The organism is Occallatibacter sp. (assembly GCF_049582745.1).
Lineage (GTDB): Bacteria > Acidobacteriota > Terriglobia > Terriglobales > Acidobacteriaceae > Telmatobacter.
In genome coordinates, this window is the sequence record NZ_JBAUUO010000116.1 from 14,016 (window position 1) to 35,297 (window position 21,282).

The following is a 21,282-nucleotide window of genomic DNA, read 5'->3' on the forward strand; positions in this document are numbered from 1 at the left end:
GAGTACGGAATGGGCGACAAGACCGATGTATGGCAGGGCACGCTGGCCCTAATGATTCTGAAGACCCTCGAGACGATGGGGCCGCAACATGGCTATGGGCTGGCGCGGCGCATTGAGCAGACCAGCGGAGATCTGCTGCAGTTGAACTACGGGACGCTGTATCCGGCGCTGCTGAAGCTGGAGCAGGAGGGATATGTACGGTCAGAGTGGGGAACTTCCGACAACAATCGCAAGGCAAAGTTCTATGAACTCACCAAGGCCGGGCACAAGCAGGTGCGCAAGGCCGCAGCAGAGTGGGAGCAGGCGACTGAGATTCTTTCGCGGTTTCTAACCCCGGCGGAAGAAGCGTAGCGGAGAGCGCATGACGACGTTGCGAGCAAAGATTCGTGCATTCTGGCATCGCCTGATCGCCACGCTGCTTCGCGCCGATGGCGAACGAGAGTTTGACGCGGAACTTGAAGCGCATGTTGCGTTGGATGCGGAAGCCGGCGTCAAGGCCGGCCTCGATGCAGCCGAAGCGCGACGGCAGGCTTTGCTGCGCCTGGGCGGCGCTGAGCAGACGCGGCAGGCTTACCGGGAACGCACTAGGTTGGCTTGGCTGGAAGATCTGCTGCGCGACCTTGTTTACGGCGCCCGCACGCTGACCCGACAAAAGGCTGCGACTGCGGTTGCCGTGCTCACGCTGGCGATTGGGATTGGCGCCAGTACGGCGATCTTCAGTGCTATCAAGCCGATCCTCATTGCGCCGTTGCCCTATCCGCATGCGAGCCGGCTGATGATGGCGTGGGAGACGGGGAAGAACGGCCTGCCGAGTCCGGTAACCTTTGGAACCTTTTACGGGATCAGCCAGCAGAACCGCTCCTTCGATGCGCTTGCGGTCTTCAAGGGGTGGCAGCCGGCTGCGACCGCCACAAGTGCTGCGGACCGGCCGGAGCGACTCGACGGACAACGCGTGAGCGCAGACTACTTTCGCACCCTGGGTGTTTCGCCGCTACAGGGGAGAGACTTTGAGACGTCGGATGACCGGTTTCGCGGCCCCAATGTCGTTATCCTGAGCGACAAACTTTGGCACAGCCGCTTTGGTTCCGACGCGGCCATTGTCGGGAAGCAGATCCGGCTCGACGATGCGCCTTACTCCGTTATCGGCGTGATGCCCAGCGATTTTGAAGACGTGCTGAGTCCCTCCGCGGAGATTTGGGCGCCTCTGCAATACAATCCAGCGCTGCCCTGGGACGGCCGTGAGTGGGGACACCATTTGCATATGATCGGCCGGCTCAAGGTGGGAATAAGCAGGGAGCGGGCCGCCAATGAGTTGAGCATCGTTCTGCGCTCTCTCGCGCAGACATATGCCAAAGGCTATGACAGCTCCGGCGGCGCCCCGGATGGGATGGCTGTACATTCGATGCAGGGGGATCTTACAGAGGGAGTCCGGCCTGCATTGCTGGCGGTGCTGGGGGCGGTGCTGCTGGTACTGCTTATCGCGTGTGTCAACGTGGCCAACCTCCAGCTCGCGCGCGGAGTGCAGCGTCGCGCCGAGTTTGCGATGCGAGCCGCGCTGGGCGCGCGACGCAGCCGACTGGTACGGCAGCTCCTTACCGAAGCGCTGTTGCTTGCCGTTGCAGGCTGCGCGCTGGGAATGGCGGTTGCCGAAGCAGGCGTGCGCGCGCTGGTGGCTTTGAGCCCGCCCGGTTTGCCGCGGCTCAACGCGATTTCGCTGGACGGGTGGGTCTTTGCTTTTGCGCTCGGCCTTACAACGTTGATCGGCATCTCTGTCGGCCTGGCTTCTGCATTCCAGGCTTCAGGCGTGGACCTGCACACCAGAATGCGCCAGAATTCGGGCCGCGCGATTGATGGCCACCATCGGACGCGCCGCATCCTGGTCGTCACGGAGGTCTCTCTTGCTGTCGTGCTGCTGGTGAGCGCCGGTCTTTTGCTGCGCAGCATGCAGCGACTGTTTGCCGTCGATCCGGGCTTCGAAGCATCCCATCTGATTACCATGCAGGTGCAGGAATCCGGGCATCGCTACGACAGGGACGCGACGCGGTTAGAACTTTTTCAAGATGCGCTGGAGAACATTCGTCGCATTCCTGGCGTGGTATCCGCGGGATTCACCAGCCAACTGCCGCTCAGCGGGGACCAGGATATCTACGGCATCGAATTTGAAAAAGATCACAATCCGCTGGGCGCGCCAGCGTTTCGCTACGCGGTAAGTCCCGGGTACCTTGAAGCGATGCGCATTCCGCTTCGCCGCGGACGCATGTTAAGCGAAAACGACCGGGCTGGAGCGCCTGTGGCCGTGCTGATCACTGAGTCGCTTGCGCGCGAGGAGTTCGCGGGGCAAGATCCGATCGGGCAGCGTGTTCGGCTGGGTCCCGATGCCGGACAGGCCAACAAGCCCTGGGCGACGATTGTGGGCGTGATGGGCAACGTCAAGCAGCAATCGCTGGCGCTGAACCAGGAGGATGCATTTTACGTTACGACCGCGCAGTGGGCGTGGGGAGATGCAGTGCAGTCGGTGGTGGTGAGGACCCGCGCAGAGATAGCTCCGGCTACTGTTGCGCCCGCGATTCAGGAAGCAATCTGGTCCGTCGACAAGACCCGGCCTATCACGCGTGTCGCAACCATGAACGAACTGGTGGCTGCAACAGGTCTCGAGCGCCGCTTCGTGCTCATTCTCTTTGAGGCCTTTGCTCTGGTTGCGTTGGTGCTGGCTGCAATCGGAATATACGGCATCCTCGCCGGAAGCGTTTCAGAGCGCACGCGTGAAATCGGAGTTCGTGCAGCCCTGGGTGCAACGCGCGCCGACATTCTTTCGCTTGTACTGCGCCAGGGCATGACGCTGAGCGTTATTGGCATGGCTATTGGTTTGTGCGGAGCGCTGGCAGCGGGCCGCGCTCTCGATGCCATGCTCTTCGGGGTGACATGGCTAGACGTTTCCACATACGCGTTTGCCATTGCTTTGCTGTTTGCGGTGTCGGGGATTGCCTGTCTTATTCCTGCGCGGCGGGCAGCGTCTGTCGATCCAATGCAGGCGCTGCGGACAGAATAGGAGAGCCATGCGAAAGCGTCGGGCATTTTGGATGCAGCTCCTTGGTGCGCTACAGGTTCGCCGGTCTGACGACGAATTCTTAGCGGAGCTGGGAGCGCACGTTGCGATGGATACGGAAGCCGGGATCAAGGCGGGCCTCGATGCGGTAGAGGCGCGGCGGCAAGCCCTGCTGCGACTGGGCGGTGTGGAACAAACGCGACAGGCCCAACGAGAGCAACGCGGCTTTTTGTGGATCGAGAACTTCGCACAGGATGTTCGCTATGGGCTGCGGACCCTACGTCGGACGCCGGGATTCACGATGACGGCTGTGCTTACGCTGGGTCTCGGCATTGGCGCTTGTACGGCGATTTTCAGTCTCGTAAATGCCGTGCTTATTCGCTCGTTGCCCTATGGAGATCCGCAGCGTCTAGTTTATCTGTTTACTCCAAATGTAAATCTCAAAATCCCGCCCGAAGTGATCTGTCCGCGCTATGGCGATTTCTATGAAATCAAGCGCGAGAATAAATCGTTCGCAGATATGACTTCGTACGAGCAGGCACTGTTCAAAGTCCCGACCCAGGGAGCGACGCAGACGGTCGGAGCGGCACGCGTAGACGAAGGGTTTTTTGCAACGCTCCAGTCCACGCCGGAACTGGGCCGCACGATAGACGCTGAAGACAATCAACCCGGCCACTCGAAGGTTGCCGTCATCAGCCATTCGCTTTGGGTGTCGATGTACGGGGCGAACGCGGACGTGCTGAAGCGCTCGCTGCAACTTGATGGCGCAATGTATCAGATTATCGGCGTGATGCCCCCCAAGTTCGAGTACCCGTTCAACTCGGATCTGCCATACGGAAACCCGCACATTCTTTCCACACGAATCTGGGTACCGCTCGCGTTGACGCCGAAACAGAAGGCGGATCGTGACATCGATGACAATGTAGCCGTTGCGCGGCTGCGCGCAGGAGTATCCATCGAGCAGGCGCAGTCGGAGTTCGGCACGATGATGACGCGTTTCGACCGCCTATATCCTGGCCAGCTTGGTGATTGGGGAGCGCTGGTGGAGAGCTTTACGGGCCTCTCCATTGGCCCGGTGCGACCGCTGATGAATCTGCTGCTCGGCACTGTCGCTCTCGTGCTTCTGATTGCCTGCGGAAATGCAGCCAATCTGCTGCTGGCGCGCGCGGCAGAGCGCGGCCGCGAGTTGAGCGTGCGCTCCGCGCTCGGCGCTGGCCGCGGCCGAATGGTCCGGCAGCTTCTGACCGAATCGCTGCTGATTGGCATCGGTGGTTGCACGGTCGGCATTATGATTGCGCTTTTCTTCCTGCGTGTGCTGCCGCATCTCGATCCCGGCAACATTCCGCGACTGAATGAAGCCTCTCTTGACGGGCGTGTGCTGCTGGCCGCAATCACGGCTTCGCTGCTGACGAGCATGGTCGCCGGCCTGCTGCCCGCTGCGAGCGCTTCGCGCATGCAACTTACGGAGTTTCTGAAATCGAACAACGCATCGGGAAGAGCAGCAGGGCACAGCCGTTTGCAGAGTGCGCTGATCATCGCGCAAACAGCCATGGTGGTGGTGATCCTGGCTGGCGCCGGACTGCTGATGCGCAGCTACATCAATGTCATCTCGGTGGATACGGGCTTTTCTCAATCCACTTTGACTATGAATGTGGCTCTCGGCGACAGCTACAGCCAAGCACAGTCGGGTCGCGCAGCCTACTTCAAGAGCATCCTCGATAGAATCAGCAAACTTCCGGGAGTGATTTCGGTTGGCGCGGTCAGTGACCTGCCGTTGGCGAAGAGCGAGAGCCTTTCCACCTTCAGGGTTGATGGCTTCGCAAACCAGAAAGGTCAAATCGTCGAAGCACGATCGATTACGCCCAAGTATTTTGACGCGATGCATATTCCACTCATCGCTGGACGATACTTTAGCGAAAGCGACGATCCGGGTCCCGCGCACCCCGTCATCATCAACGAACGATTTGCGCGGACCTACTTTGCCAATCGCAATCCGATTGGCGGACGGATCAGCACGGACGAAAAGCAGGCGCAATGGGGCACGGTGGTCGGCGTAGTTGCCGACGTACGCCACACAAGTCTGGAAGAGGAGCCGCAGGCCCAGATGTACAGCCCAAACTACGATTCGCGCGAAAGCTCGCTGGCCGTGCGATCAGTGCTTCCACCCGCAGCGATGGCCAATGAGATTCGTTTGGCGCTGAAAGCGACCGATCCAGATGTAACATTTTCCGATGTTCAGACTATGGGCGACCTGGTCTCGATCGCGAGTGCGCGGCGGCGATTCCAGACGTCGTTGTTCACGGCGTTCGCGGTGATTGCGTTGCTCCTGGCACTGGTGGGGCTTTATGGGCTTATGGCGTTCTCGGTGAATCGGCGCACGCGCGAAGTGGGCATACGCATGGCACTGGGCGCTGCGCGCGTGGACGTGTTGTACCTCGTTCTGAAGAATGCCGCTTTGCTGGTTGGCACCGGCCTGGTTACCGGACTTGCAGGCGCATGGGCCGCGACGCGCCTGCTCAAGTCGTTCTTGTTCGGTGTCAGCGATCACGATCCGCTGACGGTGATTTCTGTTTCTGTCTTGCTGATTGTCTGCGGCATGTTGGCCGCATTTGTGCCGGCGCGGCGAGCCGCTTCCATTGATCCCATGCAGGCGCTGCGTACCGAATAGGAGGAACTGTCTTGAACAAACTGCGAGCATTTCTGTTGAGATTGCGTGGAGTTTTTGTGCGCAGCAAGGCCGTTGAATTTGATGTGGAGCTCGAGAGCCACATTGCGATGGACGTTGACGCTGCGACACACGAGGGACTGAGCCGTGAGGAAGCGCGGCGCCAGGCACTGCTGCGTCTTCGCGGTGCGGAACAGACCCGCCAGGCTTATCGCGATCGTGCAACGTTGCCACTGATCGAAAGCATTTTGCAGGATGCGCGGTTTGCCATGCGGCAAATGCGGCGCGCACCGGGTTTCACCATCACCGCGGTGCTAACACTGGCGCTTGGAATCGGCGCTAACACGGTTATCTACACGCTGATTGACTCCATCCTTCTGCAACCGCTTCCCTATGCGCACCAGGACCGGCTCGTGCGCATTGTGGGGACGAACTCGCCGACGTTTCCCAAGGCCTGGATTCGCGAACTGGGTTCGCATGCGACGGCGCTGAAATCGGTTGCGGGGTATGGGCCGGATGCGGAATCGAATATCTCGGAATCGGATGCGCCGGATCGCGTGTTTGGCGCGAAGGTGACGGTGAATGCGTTTGACACGCTGGGGATTCATCCCGCACTGGGCAATTTCTTTTCTGCTGGTGATGCGTTTGAGGGACAGGATCACGATGTGGTGCTCAGCTATGGGTACTGGCGGCAGCATTTTGGCGGCGAGCCCTCCGCAATTGGGCGCGAAATGCGCATCGACGGCATTTCGAGGAGGATTATCGGGGTGATGCCGGCGGGCGTTCGCTTTCCTTACGCGGACACGCAGTTTGTGATTCCTGTTTCGTTTCGCGGCAGTGATGTGTTCGATGCGTGGAGCATCTTCGATCTACGGGGATTTGGACGGCTGGCCGACGAGGCCACACCGGCTCAGGCGCAGGCGGAATTGCGCAGACTGCATACCGTGCTACTGCCGATATTCCCCTTCCGGATGCCCGACATCTGGGCTTCGGACATGACGGCAGTGCCGCTTCTTGAATCACAGACCGGGTCGATGCGTCCGCGACTGCTGCTGCTGTTTGGGGCAGTAGGTCTGATTCTGCTGATCGCTTGTGCAAATGTGGCAAACCTAACGCTTGCGCGGGCCATGGCGCGTGAGCGCGAGCTTGCCGTGCGCAGCGCAATGGGGGCTTCGGGGAGACGGCTCGTCCAGCAGCTTCTTTCAGAGAGCATTGTCATCGGGGTGATGGCCGGGATCGTCGGGCTGGGTGCGGGCTTCGCGAGCCTGCGCCTGTTTGTGCATCTGCTGCCGGCGGATACACCGCGCATCGAGGATGTCTCGCTGCATGCCGGGGACGTGGTTTTCACGCTATGCGCGGCGATCTTAGCGGGGCTGATCTTCGGGCTGATTCCATCGATCAAGATGGCGTCGCTCAACCTGCAGGGTACGCTGCGGCTGGGTGGGAGGGCATTGCTGGGGAGCGGCTCACGGTTTGGGATTTCGATGCTGCTGGTGGTGGCGCAGATTGGGCTCACGGTGCTGGTGATCACGGCGGCCGGACTGGTGCTGCACAGCCTCTACAAGCTGACGCAGGTCGATCCGGGATTTCGCACCGACCACACGGTCACGGCCGAGGTTTCTCTCGACGCGTCCGCGTGCAAGCAGAAGGGACGCTGCGCATCGTTCTTTACAGCGCTGCTCGATCGGATGCAGAGCATTCCCGGCGTTGAGGGAGCGGCGTTTGTGGATTCACTTCCCATGAGCGGACGCGAGGATAACTACGTGTACGACGCGGAGGATCATCCACGCGATGCGCGAGAAGGCGCGCGGCTTGCTACCGGGCGAATTGTTTCGCCGGGCTATTTCAGCACGCTGAACCTGCGCCTGGTGCGCGGGCGGCTGCTCGATGCGGAGGACTCGGCGGGAACCTCCCATGCCGTAGTTGTGAATGAGCACATGGCGCAACACCTGTGGCCCAACCAGGACCCGATCGGCAAACACCTGGAGGATGTGGTGGACGAGCCGTCGCCGGCAGTGTGGAGTCAAGAGAAGGCCTCCATCGTGGTTGGCGTTGTTCGCAATGCGCGGGAGGGAAGCCTGGAGGAAGGATTCCGCGATGAGGTGTATCTGCCGATGACTACGGACCGGGCGCTGCCAGTGATGTTTGCCGTGTTGCGCACGCGCAGCAGTGCTGGCGAGGCGGCGTCGGGTTTGCGCAGCGCGGTGGCAGGCATCGACTCATTGGTGCCTGTCACGCGGGTGCGCACGATGGATGACCTGGTTTCGACGTCGGTGGCGGCACCACGGGCGCTGGCCATACTGCTGCTCGGATTTGGAGCGCTGGCGATCATTATTGGCGCCGTAGGTGTGTATAGCCTGATCTCGTATATCGTGAGCTGGCGCACGCGCGAAATCGGGTTGCGCCTGGCGCTGGGCGCGCAGAGATGGCAGATTGTGCTGGGCGTGGTGCGGCAGAGTCTGTACCTGGCGGCGACGGGATGCGTGGCCGGACTTGTGGGTGCGGTTGCATTGAGGCGTGTGCTGCACAGTTTTCTCTTTGAGGTGAGCGCGATCGATCCGCTGACCTTCAGCCTCGTGACCCTTTTGATGGCAATGGTCGCGTTGCTGGCGGCGTGGATTCCTGCACGGCGCGCCGCTGCTGTTGACCCCATGGACGCGCTACGCGCAGATTAGGAGGCGGGATGCGAAAACTGCGAGCGTTATGGTTGAGAGTGCGCGGCATCTTTATTGCACGCCGGATCGGGGACGAACTTGACAGCGAGCTTGAGGCGCACCTTGTGGCGGAGATCGGCGAAGGCGTGCGAAGTGGGCTGAGTGAGGCGGAGGCCCGGCGGCAGGCGTTACTGCGCATCGGGGGGATGGAGCAGGTCCGTCAGGCGTATCGGGACCGCGCCACGCTGCCATGGGTTGAAAACATTCTGCGTGACGTTCGCTATGCGCTACGCGGCTTCGGGCGCAATCCCGTTTTCGCCATTACCGCGATTCTCACGCTGGCGCTCGGTATTGGCGCAACGACGGCGGTGTTCGGCGTGGTGGATCGAATTCTGTTCAGGCCGCTGCCTTATGCGCATGACGATCGGCTGGTATCAGTGGGGCTTACTGCTCCGATTATTCCGCAGGAATTTGTACTGGGGGCGTGGTACTACGAATGGCGCGATCATCAAACTCCTTTTACGGCAATTACCTCTGAAGCCGGGGCGAGTGCATGCGACTTGACGGAACACAATCCGGCACATCTGAGTTGCGTTAGCGTGGATGCCAATTTTCTTTCCTGCCTTGGCCTCTCGCCCATCCTTGGCCGTAATTTTCTGCCTGAGGAAGACCGGCCGAATGGCCCGCGGGTTGCGCTAATTTCATACGGTTTGTGGACCAGCCATTACAATCGCGATCCTGGCATTGTGAGCAGGCTGATCGATATCGATGGACGTCAGGTGCGGGTGATCGGCGTGTTGCCGAGCAACTTCGAGATGCCTGCATTGGAACAAGCCGACATACTTGTTCCGCAGGCGGTTGATGTAAGCAAGGTTGATCCAGATCGGGTGATGTTTGCTTTCGCGCGACTCAAGCCAGGAATCACCGCAGCGCAGGCAGCGGAGCAAATGCAGCCCGAGTTCGAACACGCTCTCAGCCTGGCGCCAGCCCGTTTTCGCAGTGAGGTAAAGCTGCGTGTACGTTCGGTGCGGGACCGGCAGATGCAGGACGCTCGCAAGGCGGCATGGATATTGCTCGGAGCGGTATTGGCGGTCCTGCTGATTGCCTGCGCCAACGTGGCGAGCCTTCTATTGACGCGTGCCGCGGCGCGCGAGCGAGAACTGGCCGTCCGCTCTGCGCTGGGCGCGAGCCGGCATCGCTTGATTCGGCAGACACTGATCGAGTCAATCATCCTGTGCGCGTTGGGAGCCGCGACGGGATGCAGCGTGGCTAAAGGACTGTTGCGTGTGTTTGTCGCCATCGCCCCATCAGGCCTGCCGTTTCTCGGCCGAGCCCAGTTGGATGCGCGCATTTTGTGCTTTACGGTAGGGATTGCCGTAGTGAGCGGACTTTTATTCGGAATCATTCCGGCTCTGCACGCGCCGCGCTCCCTTGCTCTGGCAGCGCGAACGCTGCCGTCGGGCGCACGAGCCATCATGCGGAAGATCCTGGTTACTTGCCAAATTGCCACCAGCGTGATTCTGCTTGCCGGTGCTGCATTGCTCATGCGCAGTTTCACCAGTATGGAGACGCAGCCTCTGGGCCTGCAGACATCCGGGGTAGTAGCGGCGAGAATTTCTCTTAACCGGTACACATTTACAACGCCGCAGGCCAGGATGCAGTTCTTTCTCCAAGCCGAGGCGGCGCTACGCAGGCTTCCGGGAGCAGCATCGGTGGGACTGAGTGATTCAGTACCGCCGGGTGGCCTTCATCGCGACCATATATACAGCATCATGGAGGTCGCGGGACGTCCTCCGATGACAGGCGGGACCGGCGGCATGGTCGCCTGGCGCTGGGTGACGCCTGACTACTTCAACGCGCTCGATATACCTGTTGTGCGCGGACACAATTTCACTGAAGATCAGCGCACATCCAGCGACCACTTCATGATCATCGACAGTGCATTAGCCTCGCGATTATTTCCAGGTCAGGATCCGCTGGGGCAGCGCGTGAAGCCGGTGCCGGGTGGGCCGTGGTTTACGGTCCAGGCCGTGGCGGCAAACGTCAAAAACTCGGGGCTTAGCAAAGAGGATGAACCTGAGTATTACCAACTTTGGCGCTCTGAAGCGGAGGACTGGCAACAGCCGCACTCGGCAGCGCTTGTGGTGAAGACGGCACTTGCGCCGGCTGCAATGGCACCGTGGATCCGCGCGCAAATCAGCGCCATCGACTCAACCGTTCCGGTCGACATCGAGACCTTGAACGAACGCGTGAGCGGGCTTGCCGATCGTCCGCGGTTCGAGACGGCGCTGCTCACGTTCTTCGCGCTCACGGGGCTCGTGATGGCGATTATCGGGCTGTATGGCGTGGTTGCATTCATGGCGGCACAGCGGACGCAGGAGATTGGCATACGGATGGCGCTGGGCGCGACGCGCGGCGACGTCATGCGGCTCATTCTGCGCGAAGGATTGCGCCTCGTCTTGATCGGAGGCGCGATTGGGCTGGCGGCAGCGCTAACGTTGTCGCGAGTGCTGGGGAGCGTGCTGTTTGGTGTTAGCCCGCACGACGCAGTTAGTTTTGGGGTCGTTAGCGTGCTGCTGGGGCTGGTGGCTCTGATCGCCATCCTGATCCCGGCGCGGAGTGCGATGAAGACGGATCCGATGACGGCGCTGCGCTGGGAGTAGCAATCGCATTTTCCAATGCGGCGGATGATACACTCCGGCGCGAGGGCATGAAATGGGAGCAAGTGCGATTGAGTTCCGGCTGCGCATGGTGATCAATGCCGCCATTATCATTCTTGGTTTCTGGGCGCCTTGGATCGAGACCTGGCATATTGGCCACCGCATCCCGCTGCTGGGGTGGTTGGCATTGGAGTTGAGCCGCACCGGCATAGCGTCGTTTACGGTTGCGACTCCGTTGCTCTTGATCATCGCCACGCTGATCGCCGCTAAAGGCGCCCTATTTCGCGTCTGGGGAACCGCCTACCTTGGCGCCGGCACCGTCAACAGCTTCAACATGGTGGCGGGGAAAGTGATGGCCGACGGTCCTTATCGCTACATGCGGAACCCGCTCTACATCGGCCTCTGGTGCATGGTGATCGCGGCAGCATTTCTGATGCCGGCCGGCGGCGCGGCGTTTGCCGTAATCCTGATCGGGATATTTGCGGTTCGGCTGACCCTCGGCGAAGAGGCCTTTCTAACCGCGCGGCTCGGTGAGCCCTACCTGGCTTACATGCGCGCTGTGCCTCGCTTTATCCCGCGCCTTCGCGGAGCACCCGCGCCCACAGGGGCCAAGCCGCACTGGCTCCGCGCAATGCTGGCCGAGCTGACGCCAATCGGCATTCTCATCGCGATTGTGGTTTTCTCGCGCAACTACGACCTCGAGCTTGCCGGTCGCATTATCCTTGTCTTTTTCGGAGCGTCGCTCGTGGTGCGCGCGTTGATGCCTGGCGTCAAGATCAACTCGGCAAAGTAGCGTTGCGCTTGCCGAGGCGGCCGAGGTGAGTGAATCCAAATCCGTCGGAGTACTTGAGGCCGTAGCCCATGAGGCGGTCGACGGCGATGTGATTTGCCCAGATGAGCGCAAAGGGCAACACCGCGGGCGCGTGCAGGAATAAGGCGCTGAGCGCGAGGGCACCGGGCACCACGTAGGTATGTACCGCGTTGTAGGTGCGCGCGCCCCAGCACGATCCAGCAAGATAGCCGAGCATCGACAGATCGGGCGTGAGCCACAGGGCGGCGAAGAGCCACCAGCTTGCTCCGGTGCGTGCGTACAGCACTGCCGTTACTGCGGCCACTGCCAAGCCTTCCAGCCGCAGCAAGGTCAGCACCGAGCCGCTAACGGCGGCGCTGGATCGAAGGATTGTGTTCACCGAGGTAGCCATGGCCCTTTGATGTGGCTGGGCAGCCTAGGTATGCGCAAATATTCGTGAGGCTGCAGGGTGCGACTGGAAGCCGGAAAAGAAAGCTGGGGAAGAGCGAAAGCTCTTCCCCAGCTTGTACAGCACCCCTCAGGAAAAACTACTTCTTCGGCGGCGCGATGGTGTCCTTGGCGGACTTGGCCACGCGGAACTTCACTACGGTCTTTGCCTTGATCTTGATTGCTTCACCGGTCTGGGGATTGCGGCCCATGCGCGCCTTGCGCTCCGCCTTGACGAGGCGTCCGATGCCGGGGATCACGAATACGCCGTTCTTCTTGGTCTCCTTGATGGCGGTCTCAGCCAGAAGATCAAGGAAAGCGGCCGCTTGTTTGTTGGTCAATTCGAGCTTCTCGGCCATATGCCGGGTAAGTCCAGTCTTGGTCATTCCAGTTGCCATGTGATGTTCTCCTTCGCTAGTTGTTGCCTGGTATCCCGCCGCCCGGCCTCTTTCAGATGACTGCAAGAAGCCATGAAGCGTACCGCATGGGGTAGTGCGACCGTCGCGTTTCGAACTTCACGCCGAAAACGCCTGGAGGCAACATATGCACGAAACCCCTTTATTTATGCGGGTTCTCGAGAACCCTGTCGTTCGTAACAATGCGGCTTGGGATGGCCTAAAGTCAATGGAAAAACGCCGGTTTTCCACAATTTTCTCAGGTATTTGTGGGTATTTAGGCCGAAAAGGCCTGTTTTTGCCGGTTTTTGAGGAGAGGAGGGCGCTGGAACCCCAAAATACGGGCAATTTCAGCTGCAGTAGCCGGTTGGTCGGGTGCGCTAGTTGAGGCCGAAAAGCACCTTTCGTTTGGGCGCAGCGGCGGCGGCAATAGGCGTATTCAGCGCATCCACCATGGGTGCGAGCAGCTTGAAATGCTTGATGAGCACCTTGGCAAAATCCTTGCGCTGCGCCGATCCCACGGGAAGCGTCGTGCTAAGACCCCACTGCTTGCAGCGGATCAGATCGATGGCAGGGTGGTCTGGCGGAAAGCCCTTGGGCGGCCGCGTCAACGCCTCGCCTTCAAACTCGCTGAAGGTTTTGCGCACTGCCGGCTTACGGAGGATTTTGCGAAAGTCTTCGTGGTTGTCGAGCAGCCAGTTGCGTATCTGCGCCAGTTGTTCCTTCTCGGGCATGTAGGCGCCCGCGGCAATCACTACGCCCTTGGGGCTCACCTGGAAGTAGTAACCAGCGCCGGAAGTTTTTTCGAGTCCCTGGTGGGACCACCATGCGGCGACGTGCGTCTTGTAGGGCCTCTTGTCGTGTGAGAAGCGTGTATCGCGATAGATGCGGAACAGGGATTTTTCTGCGGGGCGCACATGATTCGGCGCGAAGTCGGTCATGGCGTCGGTGATCTTGCGGACGATGGCGAGCATGGGCTCTTTCAACTGCGCTTCAAATTGCGGCTTGCGCGGGGCGAACCAGTCGCGGTCGTTGTGCTTGGCGAGGTTGCGCAGAAATGTAATTGCTTCGGGTCGAAGATAGGGTGCCGGTGTTGCGGGAGAAGATTTAGCTGCGTGTGGCATACGTTTGCAAGTGTAGGCGAGCGCACGAGGCGATGCATGCACAGGGGGCGTATTTCCTGAGGAAAACGAAAAGTTTGCAGCAACGCAGAGGCTCGTATCCGGATCTCTCCTCAATACAGTCCAATCAGCATGGTACAAATCACATTATGAAAACCTGGTTCATTACCGGTGCGAGCCGAGGCATGGGAGCGGAGTTCGCGAAGGCAGCTCTTGAGTTCGGCGATTCCGTCGTCGCCACCAGCAGGAGCGCAGAAAGTGTGACCAGAGCTCTTGGAAGCTCGGAACTGCTTCTGCCGTTTACTCTGGATGTGACTCAACCAGCAGATGCCGACAGAGCTGTGGGAGCCGCAGTGGAGAGATTTGGCCGGATCGACGTTCTCGTGAATAACGCAGGATATGGATTGTGCGGTGCGCTCGAAGAATGCAGCGTTGAAGAGACGCTGGCACAGTACCAGACCAATGTCTTTGGGTTGATCAACGTCACCAGGGCCGCGCTTCCAGTTCTCCGCAGGCAACGCGCCGGACACATCGTCAACGTCAGTTCGGTCGGTGGCTTTCATGCCGATGCCGGAATATCCGCTTATTGCGGTACCAAGTTTGCCGTTGAGGGATTGAGCGAGGCGCTGGCGAAAGAAGTGGCCCCCTTGGGTATTCGCGTGACGATTGCGGAACCCGGCTACTTTCGTACCGAACTCCTCGCCCTTGAAGCACTGCAATACGCAGCAACTGAGATCGAGGACTACGGCGAAACGGCGGGCGCGGTCCGCAGGTCTGCACCCACGATGCACGGGAAACAGGCGGGTGATCCGCGCAAGCTTGCCCTTGCCTTGTTGCGCATCGTCAACAGCAGCAATCCGCCGCTCCGGTTCCTGGCGGGTTCCGATGCCGTCGGTATGTTCGAGCAGAAGTTAGAGGGAACAAGAACCGAACTCGAAAGCTGGCGCGAGCTATCTGTTTCGTTGGGCTACGACGAGTGAACTCGCCGGCAAGAGCTGCTCTTTAGCGAATCACCTTCAGCGCTGCTCGGAAGAGGCCATCGAAATCGGCGGCAAGTGCTTTGTCCTTTGCGACCGATTGCTCGATTGCCTTTTCGGCGGCGGGGCGTTGATAGCCGAGATTGGTCAAGGCTGAGAGCACGTCGTCCACGGCGGGGCCGGCGACGGCCGATGGAACGGGCGCGACGGCGAAGTCATCCAACTTGTCTTTAAGCTCGACAACGAGGCGCTCGGCCAGCTTTTTGCCTACGCCGGGAATGTGCGTCAACTGCGCATGATCCTGCGCGCGAATGGCCTGCACGGTGCGCTCGGGCGAGAGGCCGGAGAGAATTTTGATGGCGAGCTTGGGGCCAACGCCGCTGACGGTGATGAGCCGCTCAAAGAGGCGCTTCTCTTCGCGATCGAGAAAGCCGAAGAGGGCGATCTGGTCTTCGCTGACCTGCGTGTGGATATGGAGCGATGTTTCCGCACCTACGCTCGGCAGCGAGGTGAAGGTCGGCACGGAGATAACGACGTCGTATCCCACTCCAGCGGCTTCGACGATGGCCTGGCCCGGTTGTTTGTGAATCAGCTCGCCGCGAAGATGCGCGATCATTCTTTTCCTCGGTCTTCGGCAAGAGCTTGAGCACTCTGCAAGGCCATCACAAATTGATCCGCAGTCAAAACTTCCCCGCGCTTAGGGAACAGATGGTCAAGCAGGGCGCTGTGAAGCTCCATATCACGATCCGCGCAGCAGTCGCCGATCACGATCGTCCTGTAATCAGAATCAAAAGCGTGCACCAGCGTGGATAGGACGACCCCGCTCGTCGCGATCCCAAACAACACAAGCGTTTCAATCTCATTCGCGCGAAGCAGCATTTCGAGATCTGTGCCGGTGAAGGCGCTCACGCGATGTTTCGTTACAACAATGTCCTCCGGTTCGGGTCCGAGCGCCGGGTGGATGGCACCGGCCGCGCCCTGAAAAAGTTGCTGGTGCTGTACATTCGCTTTGAGCCCGGCAAAGAGCTTGTTCCGGCTGCTAACCTCCGGCAAACTTGGGCGAAAGCCAACTTGTACCTGGATAACTGTCATACCAGCCTGCCGCGCCGCCGCGAGCACACTCGAAGCGCGCTTCAGGAACTCTTCCGGGGGCTGGACGTAGATCGACACAATGCCAGCCTGGCAATCCAGGGCGAGAATCGCGGTGCGCGAAATATGGAAGGAGATGTCGGTTCCCATTGCGCCAGGTCAAGGTCTTCCTAATTCTATTCCCTGACAATACGCGGCCACTTTAGGCAAGTATCCCCATTCGCTTCGCAACGCGCTCCAATGTTTCGAGCGCACGATCAAGTTGTTCTTTCGTATGCTCGCTGGTGAGGATCAGGCGGATGCGCGCCTTGCCCTCGGGGACTGTCGGAAATGCGATGCCGGTGCCCATGACGCTTTCGTCGAACAGCGCACGGGAGAAGTCCATTGCGGCGCGTCCCTCGCCAACGATCACGGGGGTAATCGGTGTCTCGGTTGCCGGGGTATTCACGCCACCGATGTTGAAGCCCGCGCGCTTGAGTTCACCCTGGAAGTACCGGGTGTTTTTCCAGAGGCGGTCGATGCGTTCGGGTTCTGTCTCCAGAATGTCGAAGGCCGCGATGCAGGTGGCCGCGACCGACGGCGGATGCGACGTGGAAAACAGAAATGGTCGCGCGCGGTGGTAGAGATAATCAATCAAATCTTTCGACCCGCAGACATAGCCGCCCAGCGCGCCGATAGCCTTTGACAGCGTGCCCACCTGCACATCCACGCGACCGTGCATACCGAAGTGATCGACACTGCCGCGGCCGTTGCGGCCGAGAACGCCGGAGGCATGCGCATCGTCGACCATCATGATGGCGCCGTACTTTTCGGCCAGCGCTCCGAGCTTGTCGACGGGGCCGATATCGCCGTCCATGGAGAAGACGCCGTCGGTGATGACCAGCTTGTGGCCGGGCTCTCCGGCAATTTCCTTCAGCAATTCCTCACAATGACCGACATCCTTGTGGCGGAAGACCTTGATCTTTGCCCGCGACAGGCGTGCGCCATCAATAATGCTGGCGTGATTCAGCTCATCCGAGAGGATGAAGTCTTCCTTGCCGAGGATTGCGCTCACCGTACCTGCATTGGCTGCAAAGCCGCTCTGGAAGACGACGCAGGCTTCGGCGTTCTTGAAGCGGGCAATCTTCTCTTCGAGATCCATGTGAATGCGCATGGTACCGGCAATCGTGCGGACCGCACCGGAACCGACGCCGAGTTCCCTTGTGGTTTTCAGCGATGCTTCGATGAGCTTGGGGTGATTGGCGAGGCCAAGGTAATTGTTGCTGGCCAGATTGATCACTTCGCGGCCATCGTAGTGGCACAGCGGGGCCTGTTGATCGTCGAGGATGCGCAGTTTGAAATACGTTCCCTTCGCCCGCAGATCGTTCAACACATCGGTCAAGTATGCAAGTTGTGGACGCGTAGCCGTCTCTGTCATGGCAATACCCCTCAACCTGAAAGGATAGCGGAAAGGGCGGGATGTCGACCCAAGAGACGGGACGGGCTGTCAATAACGCTTTGTCAAGGCAGCAAGCAAAATCCCCGGTCAGAGATGAACCGGGGATTTTGTATTTGAGCGGATTGACAGGGTGAGTGCGGAGGTAGGAGTCACTCCGAGTGCCTGCGCTAATGCGTGACGGTCAGGGCAATGGTCGTGGTATGCGTGGTTGCGGTAACTCCATTGCTCGATTGCGCGGCGATGGTCACGTTGTAGCTGCCTGCGGGCGTCGGAAGGTTATACGGCGGCCCATGGTTGCGGTAGTTATAGAGCGGCGCGCAGGCAACGGTGCCAAGCACGGAAACGAACGTGACCAGGGCGAGCAATACAAGACGGCTCAAGAAGCGACGCCGGCGCGCGCTAAAGGCGATTCCGCCGAGAACGAGCGCGCCGGGCAGCAGAAAAGCCAAGGCAACGGGCTGTACTCCGCGATTCAGGTTCGGTTCGGCCTTGGCCAGCGAAGTGGCCTGTGTGGCGATGACCACGGAACTGTTGATGGCGGCGGTAGCCCCCACGGGAATCTCAATATTCTCCGGCGTAAATGAGCAGGCACTCTGATCGGGGAGGCCAGAACAGGAGATGGTTACGAACATCGGCGCCGTCAGCGACGCGGCATTGATCGGCGTAACGGAAACGGTCGCCGATCCCGACTGTCCTTGCTTGAGCGACAGAGTTGCGGGCGCGATCGAAACAGAGAAATCGGGAGTAGTACCGGAGACCGCATGCACTGGCGTGACTTCAGAGTTTGAGCCCAGGTGCGCCGGGTCGCCGGTGTATACGGCGGAAAGACTGTGATCGCCGCCTCCGAGGTCAATGGTTGCCGTTGCCCGCCCTGCAGCATCGAGCACAATGCCAGCCAGCGGCTTACCCCGATCCTGAATCGCGATCGATCCTGCGGCCGGTTGGCCATCCGAGCCGATAACCGCCATTGAGAGCGTGGCCTGTGTGCGGCCATTCGCGTCGCGGGTGTCGATACGAAGCGAGGTTTGTGTAGCTCGTTGCGAAGTTGCGGCGGGGGCTGCCAGTGCGGGCATTACAACCGCAACGCACAGTGCAGCAAGCCATTGGAGCCGCAGACCGCGGCGGAACATACGTATCACGTGCACCTGCTCCAGATTCGAAGAAAAATCGGTATTCGCCCGGTTTTCGCGCGTACTCCCATTGTATCCGGCTTGGGTCGGGGCGGCGACCAGCCGGTGCTTCAGTTTCCTGGGGATACAGGGGTTGGACGGATCAGCCGGCAATAGGGAAGTTTGCCGGGGCCGCCCATGCCGGCGACCGGTCCCGAGCGCCGCCGGTTATTCCTGCCGGAGCAGTTGCGCGGGATTGATGGTGATGGCACGGCGAGCCGGAATCCAGGTAGCGACGAGGCCAATGAGGGCCATCGCAAGCACGGCTCCGATGAGCACCAGCGGATCGCGCGGAGTGGCCTCATAGACCAGTCCAGCGAGCAGCCGGCTGGCAAGCACGCCCAGCACCAGGCCTGCCAGCGATCCGGAAAGCAGTACAAGCATGGGGCGGCCGAGTGCCGCACGCATTAACTGGGCGCGGTGCGCACCGAGAGCAACCCGAATTCCGAGCTCGCGCATGCGTTTTGAGACTGTGTAGGTTGCCATGCCGAAGACCCCGGTGATCGCGAGCATGGCCGCAAGAAGTCCCATGACTCCAAGCGCGGCCGTGGCGATACGCGGCGGGAAAAGGGCGAGCGAGAGCCTGTCTGGCCAGGTACGCAGGATGACAGGCATGCTCGCGTCGATGCCAGTGAACATGCGATTCAGGGCGGAAGCGATTTCAGCGGGCGGCAGGTCAGACCGCACAATCAGAATGGTGTTCGCCTCGTGGGCCTGCGCAAGCGGGAAGAACATCGCAGGGCCCTGATCTTCCGTCAACATTTCGTACTTGCCGTTCTCGACGATTCCGACGATTTGATAGCTTGTTTTGTCGCCACCGAGGAAGTAGCGGCCGATTGCCGACTGATTGCTGTCGAACATTGTTCGGGCGAAGAACTCGTTGACGATCGCGACATTCGGCGTTTTGGACTTGTCGTCCCAGGTAAAATCGCGGCCTGCGAGCAGGGTGGTTCCGGCGGCTTTGAGATATCCCGGCGAGATGCCGTAGCTGTGCGGCGTCATCACGCTGTTGGAGGAGCGCAGGTCCGTGGTTCCCTCGCGATAGACCGACCAGTTGCTGCCGCCGCCGCCCAGGGGCAAGGAGTCGATGGTGCCTGCGGCTTGAACACCGGGGAGTTGCGAGGCCTGTTCAATGATGCGGCGCTGGACCGGCAATGCAGAGTCGTCTGAGTAGCCAGCCATGTGCATGTCAGTATCGGCGACCATCGTGCCCTGCGGGACAAAGCCCATCGGTGCATGCAGGGAGCGATCCATACCGCGCAACGCCACAAGCGACGCGGTCAATAGGAGAGCACACATCGCGATCTGGATGCCGAGCAGGAGATCGCGGAGGGTGAGACGGCGCATGATCTTGGCAGAAATCGTTCCACTCTTCATGGCGTCGGTGGCATCGGTCTTCCATACCTGGCGCGCGGGCAAAAGGCCGGGCAAGATTCCGGCGGCGAACGAAAGCAACACGGCGATGATGTATGTGCGATTGTCTGCGATAACGGTGACGTGGATGGGATATTCGCTGATGGGCTGCCACTGGGTGAGCACTTTGAGCATGCCCGTCGCGATAAGGGTCCCCAGCGCGCCTCCGGCTAGTGAAACCACTACTGCTTCGGTGAGCAGTTGACGGAGAATGCGCCAGCGCGTCGAGCCGATCGAGAGCCGGATTGCCAGTTCCCTGCTGCGATCCGCCGCACGCGCGGCGAAGATGCCAGCCAGATTGACGCAGGCCGCAAGCAATACCAGCAGCGCAAGCGCCATGATTGCGGCCAGAAACGGCTGCGCAGGGTCGCCGAGAGTATCTCCGAGAAGTCCAGGCTTGACGAGGCGAACGGTAAGACCGTCATCGTCGGTTGGATGTTCGCGCGTCATCTGGTGCGCAACAGCGGTGAGGTTGTCTTCGGCTTGGCGCGGCGTTACTCCGGGTTTCAGCGACCCGACCACGAAGAGCCCGTGGCTTCCACGTTTGGTGAGAAAGTTGTAGCCTTCGATCTGCTCTTCATTGACCATCGGAACCCAGAATTCAGGCCAGAAGAAGATTTCCGTTCCATTGAAGTTCTTCGGCGCCACTCCGATGATGGTGAAGGGATGCTTATTGAGGTCGACGGTGGTGCCCACGACGCGCGGGTCGGCGTTGAATCGTGTGCGCCACGTGGCATCACTCAGCACGATGTAGGGAGCCGAGTTGGGACCGTGCTCGTCGCTCGTGTGAAAGAAGCGGCCGACCTGCGGCTGCGCACCCAGCATGTCAAAGTAGTTGGTTGAGACCTCGTATTCCCAGGACTTCTGCGCGGTGCCGCCGGAACTCAGGCCTACGTACCCCAGACGGTATGCCGCCATATCTGTGTATGTTGAGTTGCGCGTCTTGAAGTCGACGAAGTCGGGGTAAGACTGGTTGTCGTCAGCCGGCCTCGCGCCTGCTAACTCCAGCAGGCGATCCGCACCCGCAACATTCAGCGGCCGCAGAATCATGGCGTTCATCACCCCGAAGACCACGACGTTCGCGCCGATGCCGAGGGCCAGGGTAAGAATCGCGGTCAGCGCGAATCCCGGCGAGCGGCGCAACTGGCGCGCGGCGTAGCGAAGGTCGCGGCCCAGATCGGCGAGGCTGAGGTGCGCGTCGGAGGCGGCGACACGTTCCCTGGTCATGGTGGGATTACCGAAGCGCACGAGCGCATCGCGGCGGGCTTTATCCAGCGACATACCCGCGGCTATGTTCGCGTCGATGCGCAGGTCGATGTGCGCCTGCAATTCGGCGTCGATATCGTGATCGACTTTGGACTGGCGGAACAAATTCGCAAATCGACGGAAGAGAGCCATGGGAAAGTCTCCTGTCTTTG

General features: G+C 60.3%; 15 protein-coding genes. 7 read left to right on the top strand and 8 right to left on the bottom strand.

The window, feature by feature from the left end; translation table 11 throughout:
• Window positions 1-9 precede the first annotated feature (9 nt).
• The 6 genes from WCA10_RS17045 to WCA10_RS17070 are packed head-to-tail and all read left to right on the top strand — an operon-like array spanning window position 10 to window position 11,818.
• Window positions 10-351: a PadR family transcriptional regulator gene (locus WCA10_RS17045; protein WP_472823713.1), complete on the top strand. Its 342-nt coding sequence runs from the start codon at window positions 10-12 to the stop codon at window positions 349-351.
• A gap of 10 nt (window positions 352-361) precedes the next feature.
• Complete coding sequence (locus WCA10_RS17050) at window positions 362-3,049, top strand: ADOP family duplicated permease (protein WP_472823714.1); 2,688 nt, start codon at window positions 362-364, stop codon at window positions 3,047-3,049.
• 7 nt (window positions 3,050-3,056) lie between these two features.
• On the top strand, window positions 3,057-5,714 hold the full coding sequence (locus WCA10_RS17055; protein WP_472823715.1) for an ADOP family duplicated permease: 2,658 nt from the start codon (window positions 3,057-3,059) through the stop codon (window positions 5,712-5,714).
• Between the two features lie 11 nt (window positions 5,715-5,725).
• A complete protein-coding gene (locus WCA10_RS17060; protein ID WP_472823716.1) occupies window positions 5,726-8,386 on the top strand; it encodes an ADOP family duplicated permease in 2,661 nt (886 codons plus the stop codon).
• 8 nt (window positions 8,387-8,394) lie between these two features.
• On the top strand, window positions 8,395-11,028 hold the full coding sequence (locus tag WCA10_RS17065; RefSeq protein ID WP_472823717.1) for an ADOP family duplicated permease: 2,634 nt from the start codon (window positions 8,395-8,397) through the stop codon (window positions 11,026-11,028).
• 52 nt (window positions 11,029-11,080) lie between these two features.
• Complete coding sequence (locus WCA10_RS17070) at window positions 11,081-11,818, top strand: methyltransferase family protein (RefSeq protein ID WP_472823718.1); 738 nt, start codon at window positions 11,081-11,083, stop codon at window positions 11,816-11,818.
• Here WCA10_RS17070 and WCA10_RS17075 read toward each other — a convergent pair.
• From WCA10_RS17075 to WCA10_RS17085, 3 genes are all read right to left on the bottom strand, one after another.
• On the bottom strand, window positions 11,802-12,227 hold the full coding sequence (locus WCA10_RS17075) for a DUF4260 domain-containing protein (protein WP_472823719.1): 426 nt from the start codon (window positions 12,225-12,227) through the stop codon (window positions 11,802-11,804). The genes WCA10_RS17070 and WCA10_RS17075 overlap by 17 nt on opposite strands.
• A 136-nt stretch (window positions 12,228-12,363) precedes the next feature.
• Window positions 12,364-12,660, bottom strand: coding sequence for an HU family DNA-binding protein (locus WCA10_RS17080; RefSeq protein WP_472801348.1), 297 nt, complete (start codon window positions 12,658-12,660; stop codon window positions 12,364-12,366).
• A 377-nt stretch (window positions 12,661-13,037) separates the two neighbouring features.
• Window positions 13,038-13,781: a DUF2461 domain-containing protein gene (locus tag WCA10_RS17085; RefSeq protein ID WP_472823720.1), complete on the bottom strand. Its 744-nt coding sequence runs from the start codon at window positions 13,779-13,781 to the stop codon at window positions 13,038-13,040.
• A gap of 146 nt (window positions 13,782-13,927) precedes the next feature.
• On the opposite strand from WCA10_RS17085, the gene WCA10_RS17090 reads away from it, so the two are divergent.
• Window positions 13,928-14,758, top strand: a complete 831-nt coding sequence (locus WCA10_RS17090; RefSeq protein WP_472823721.1) for an oxidoreductase — start codon at window positions 13,928-13,930, stop codon at window positions 14,756-14,758.
• Window positions 14,759-14,780: 22 nt separating this feature from the next.
• Here the strand turns inward: WCA10_RS17090 and ruvA are convergent, their stop codons facing one another.
• The 5 genes from ruvA to WCA10_RS17115 all read right to left on the bottom strand — a co-directional run bounded on the left by ruvA (window position 14,781) and on the right by WCA10_RS17115 (window position 21,262).
• Complete coding sequence (gene ruvA / locus WCA10_RS17095; protein ID WP_472823722.1) at window positions 14,781-15,371, bottom strand: Holliday junction branch migration protein RuvA; 591 nt, start codon at window positions 15,369-15,371, stop codon at window positions 14,781-14,783.
• Window positions 15,368-15,994: a cysteine hydrolase family protein gene (locus WCA10_RS17100; protein ID WP_472823723.1), complete on the bottom strand. Its 627-nt coding sequence runs from the start codon at window positions 15,992-15,994 to the stop codon at window positions 15,368-15,370. The genes ruvA and WCA10_RS17100 overlap by 4 nt, the downstream gene beginning before the upstream one ends.
• A 52-nt stretch (window positions 15,995-16,046) precedes the next feature.
• Entirely contained in the window at window positions 16,047-17,261 is a 1,215-nt protein-coding gene (locus tag WCA10_RS17105; RefSeq protein ID WP_472823724.1) for a glycine C-acetyltransferase, read from the bottom strand.
• A gap of 188 nt (window positions 17,262-17,449) precedes the next feature.
• Window positions 17,450-18,412 (bottom strand): Ig-like domain-containing protein, encoded by a 963-nt coding sequence (locus WCA10_RS17110; RefSeq protein WP_472823732.1) that lies wholly within the window; start codon window positions 18,410-18,412, stop codon window positions 17,450-17,452.
• Window positions 18,413-18,619: 207 nt separating this feature from the next.
• Complete coding sequence (locus WCA10_RS17115) at window positions 18,620-21,262, bottom strand: ADOP family duplicated permease (RefSeq protein WP_472823725.1); 2,643 nt, start codon at window positions 21,260-21,262, stop codon at window positions 18,620-18,622.
• Between the last annotated feature and the right edge of the window lie 20 nt (window positions 21,263-21,282).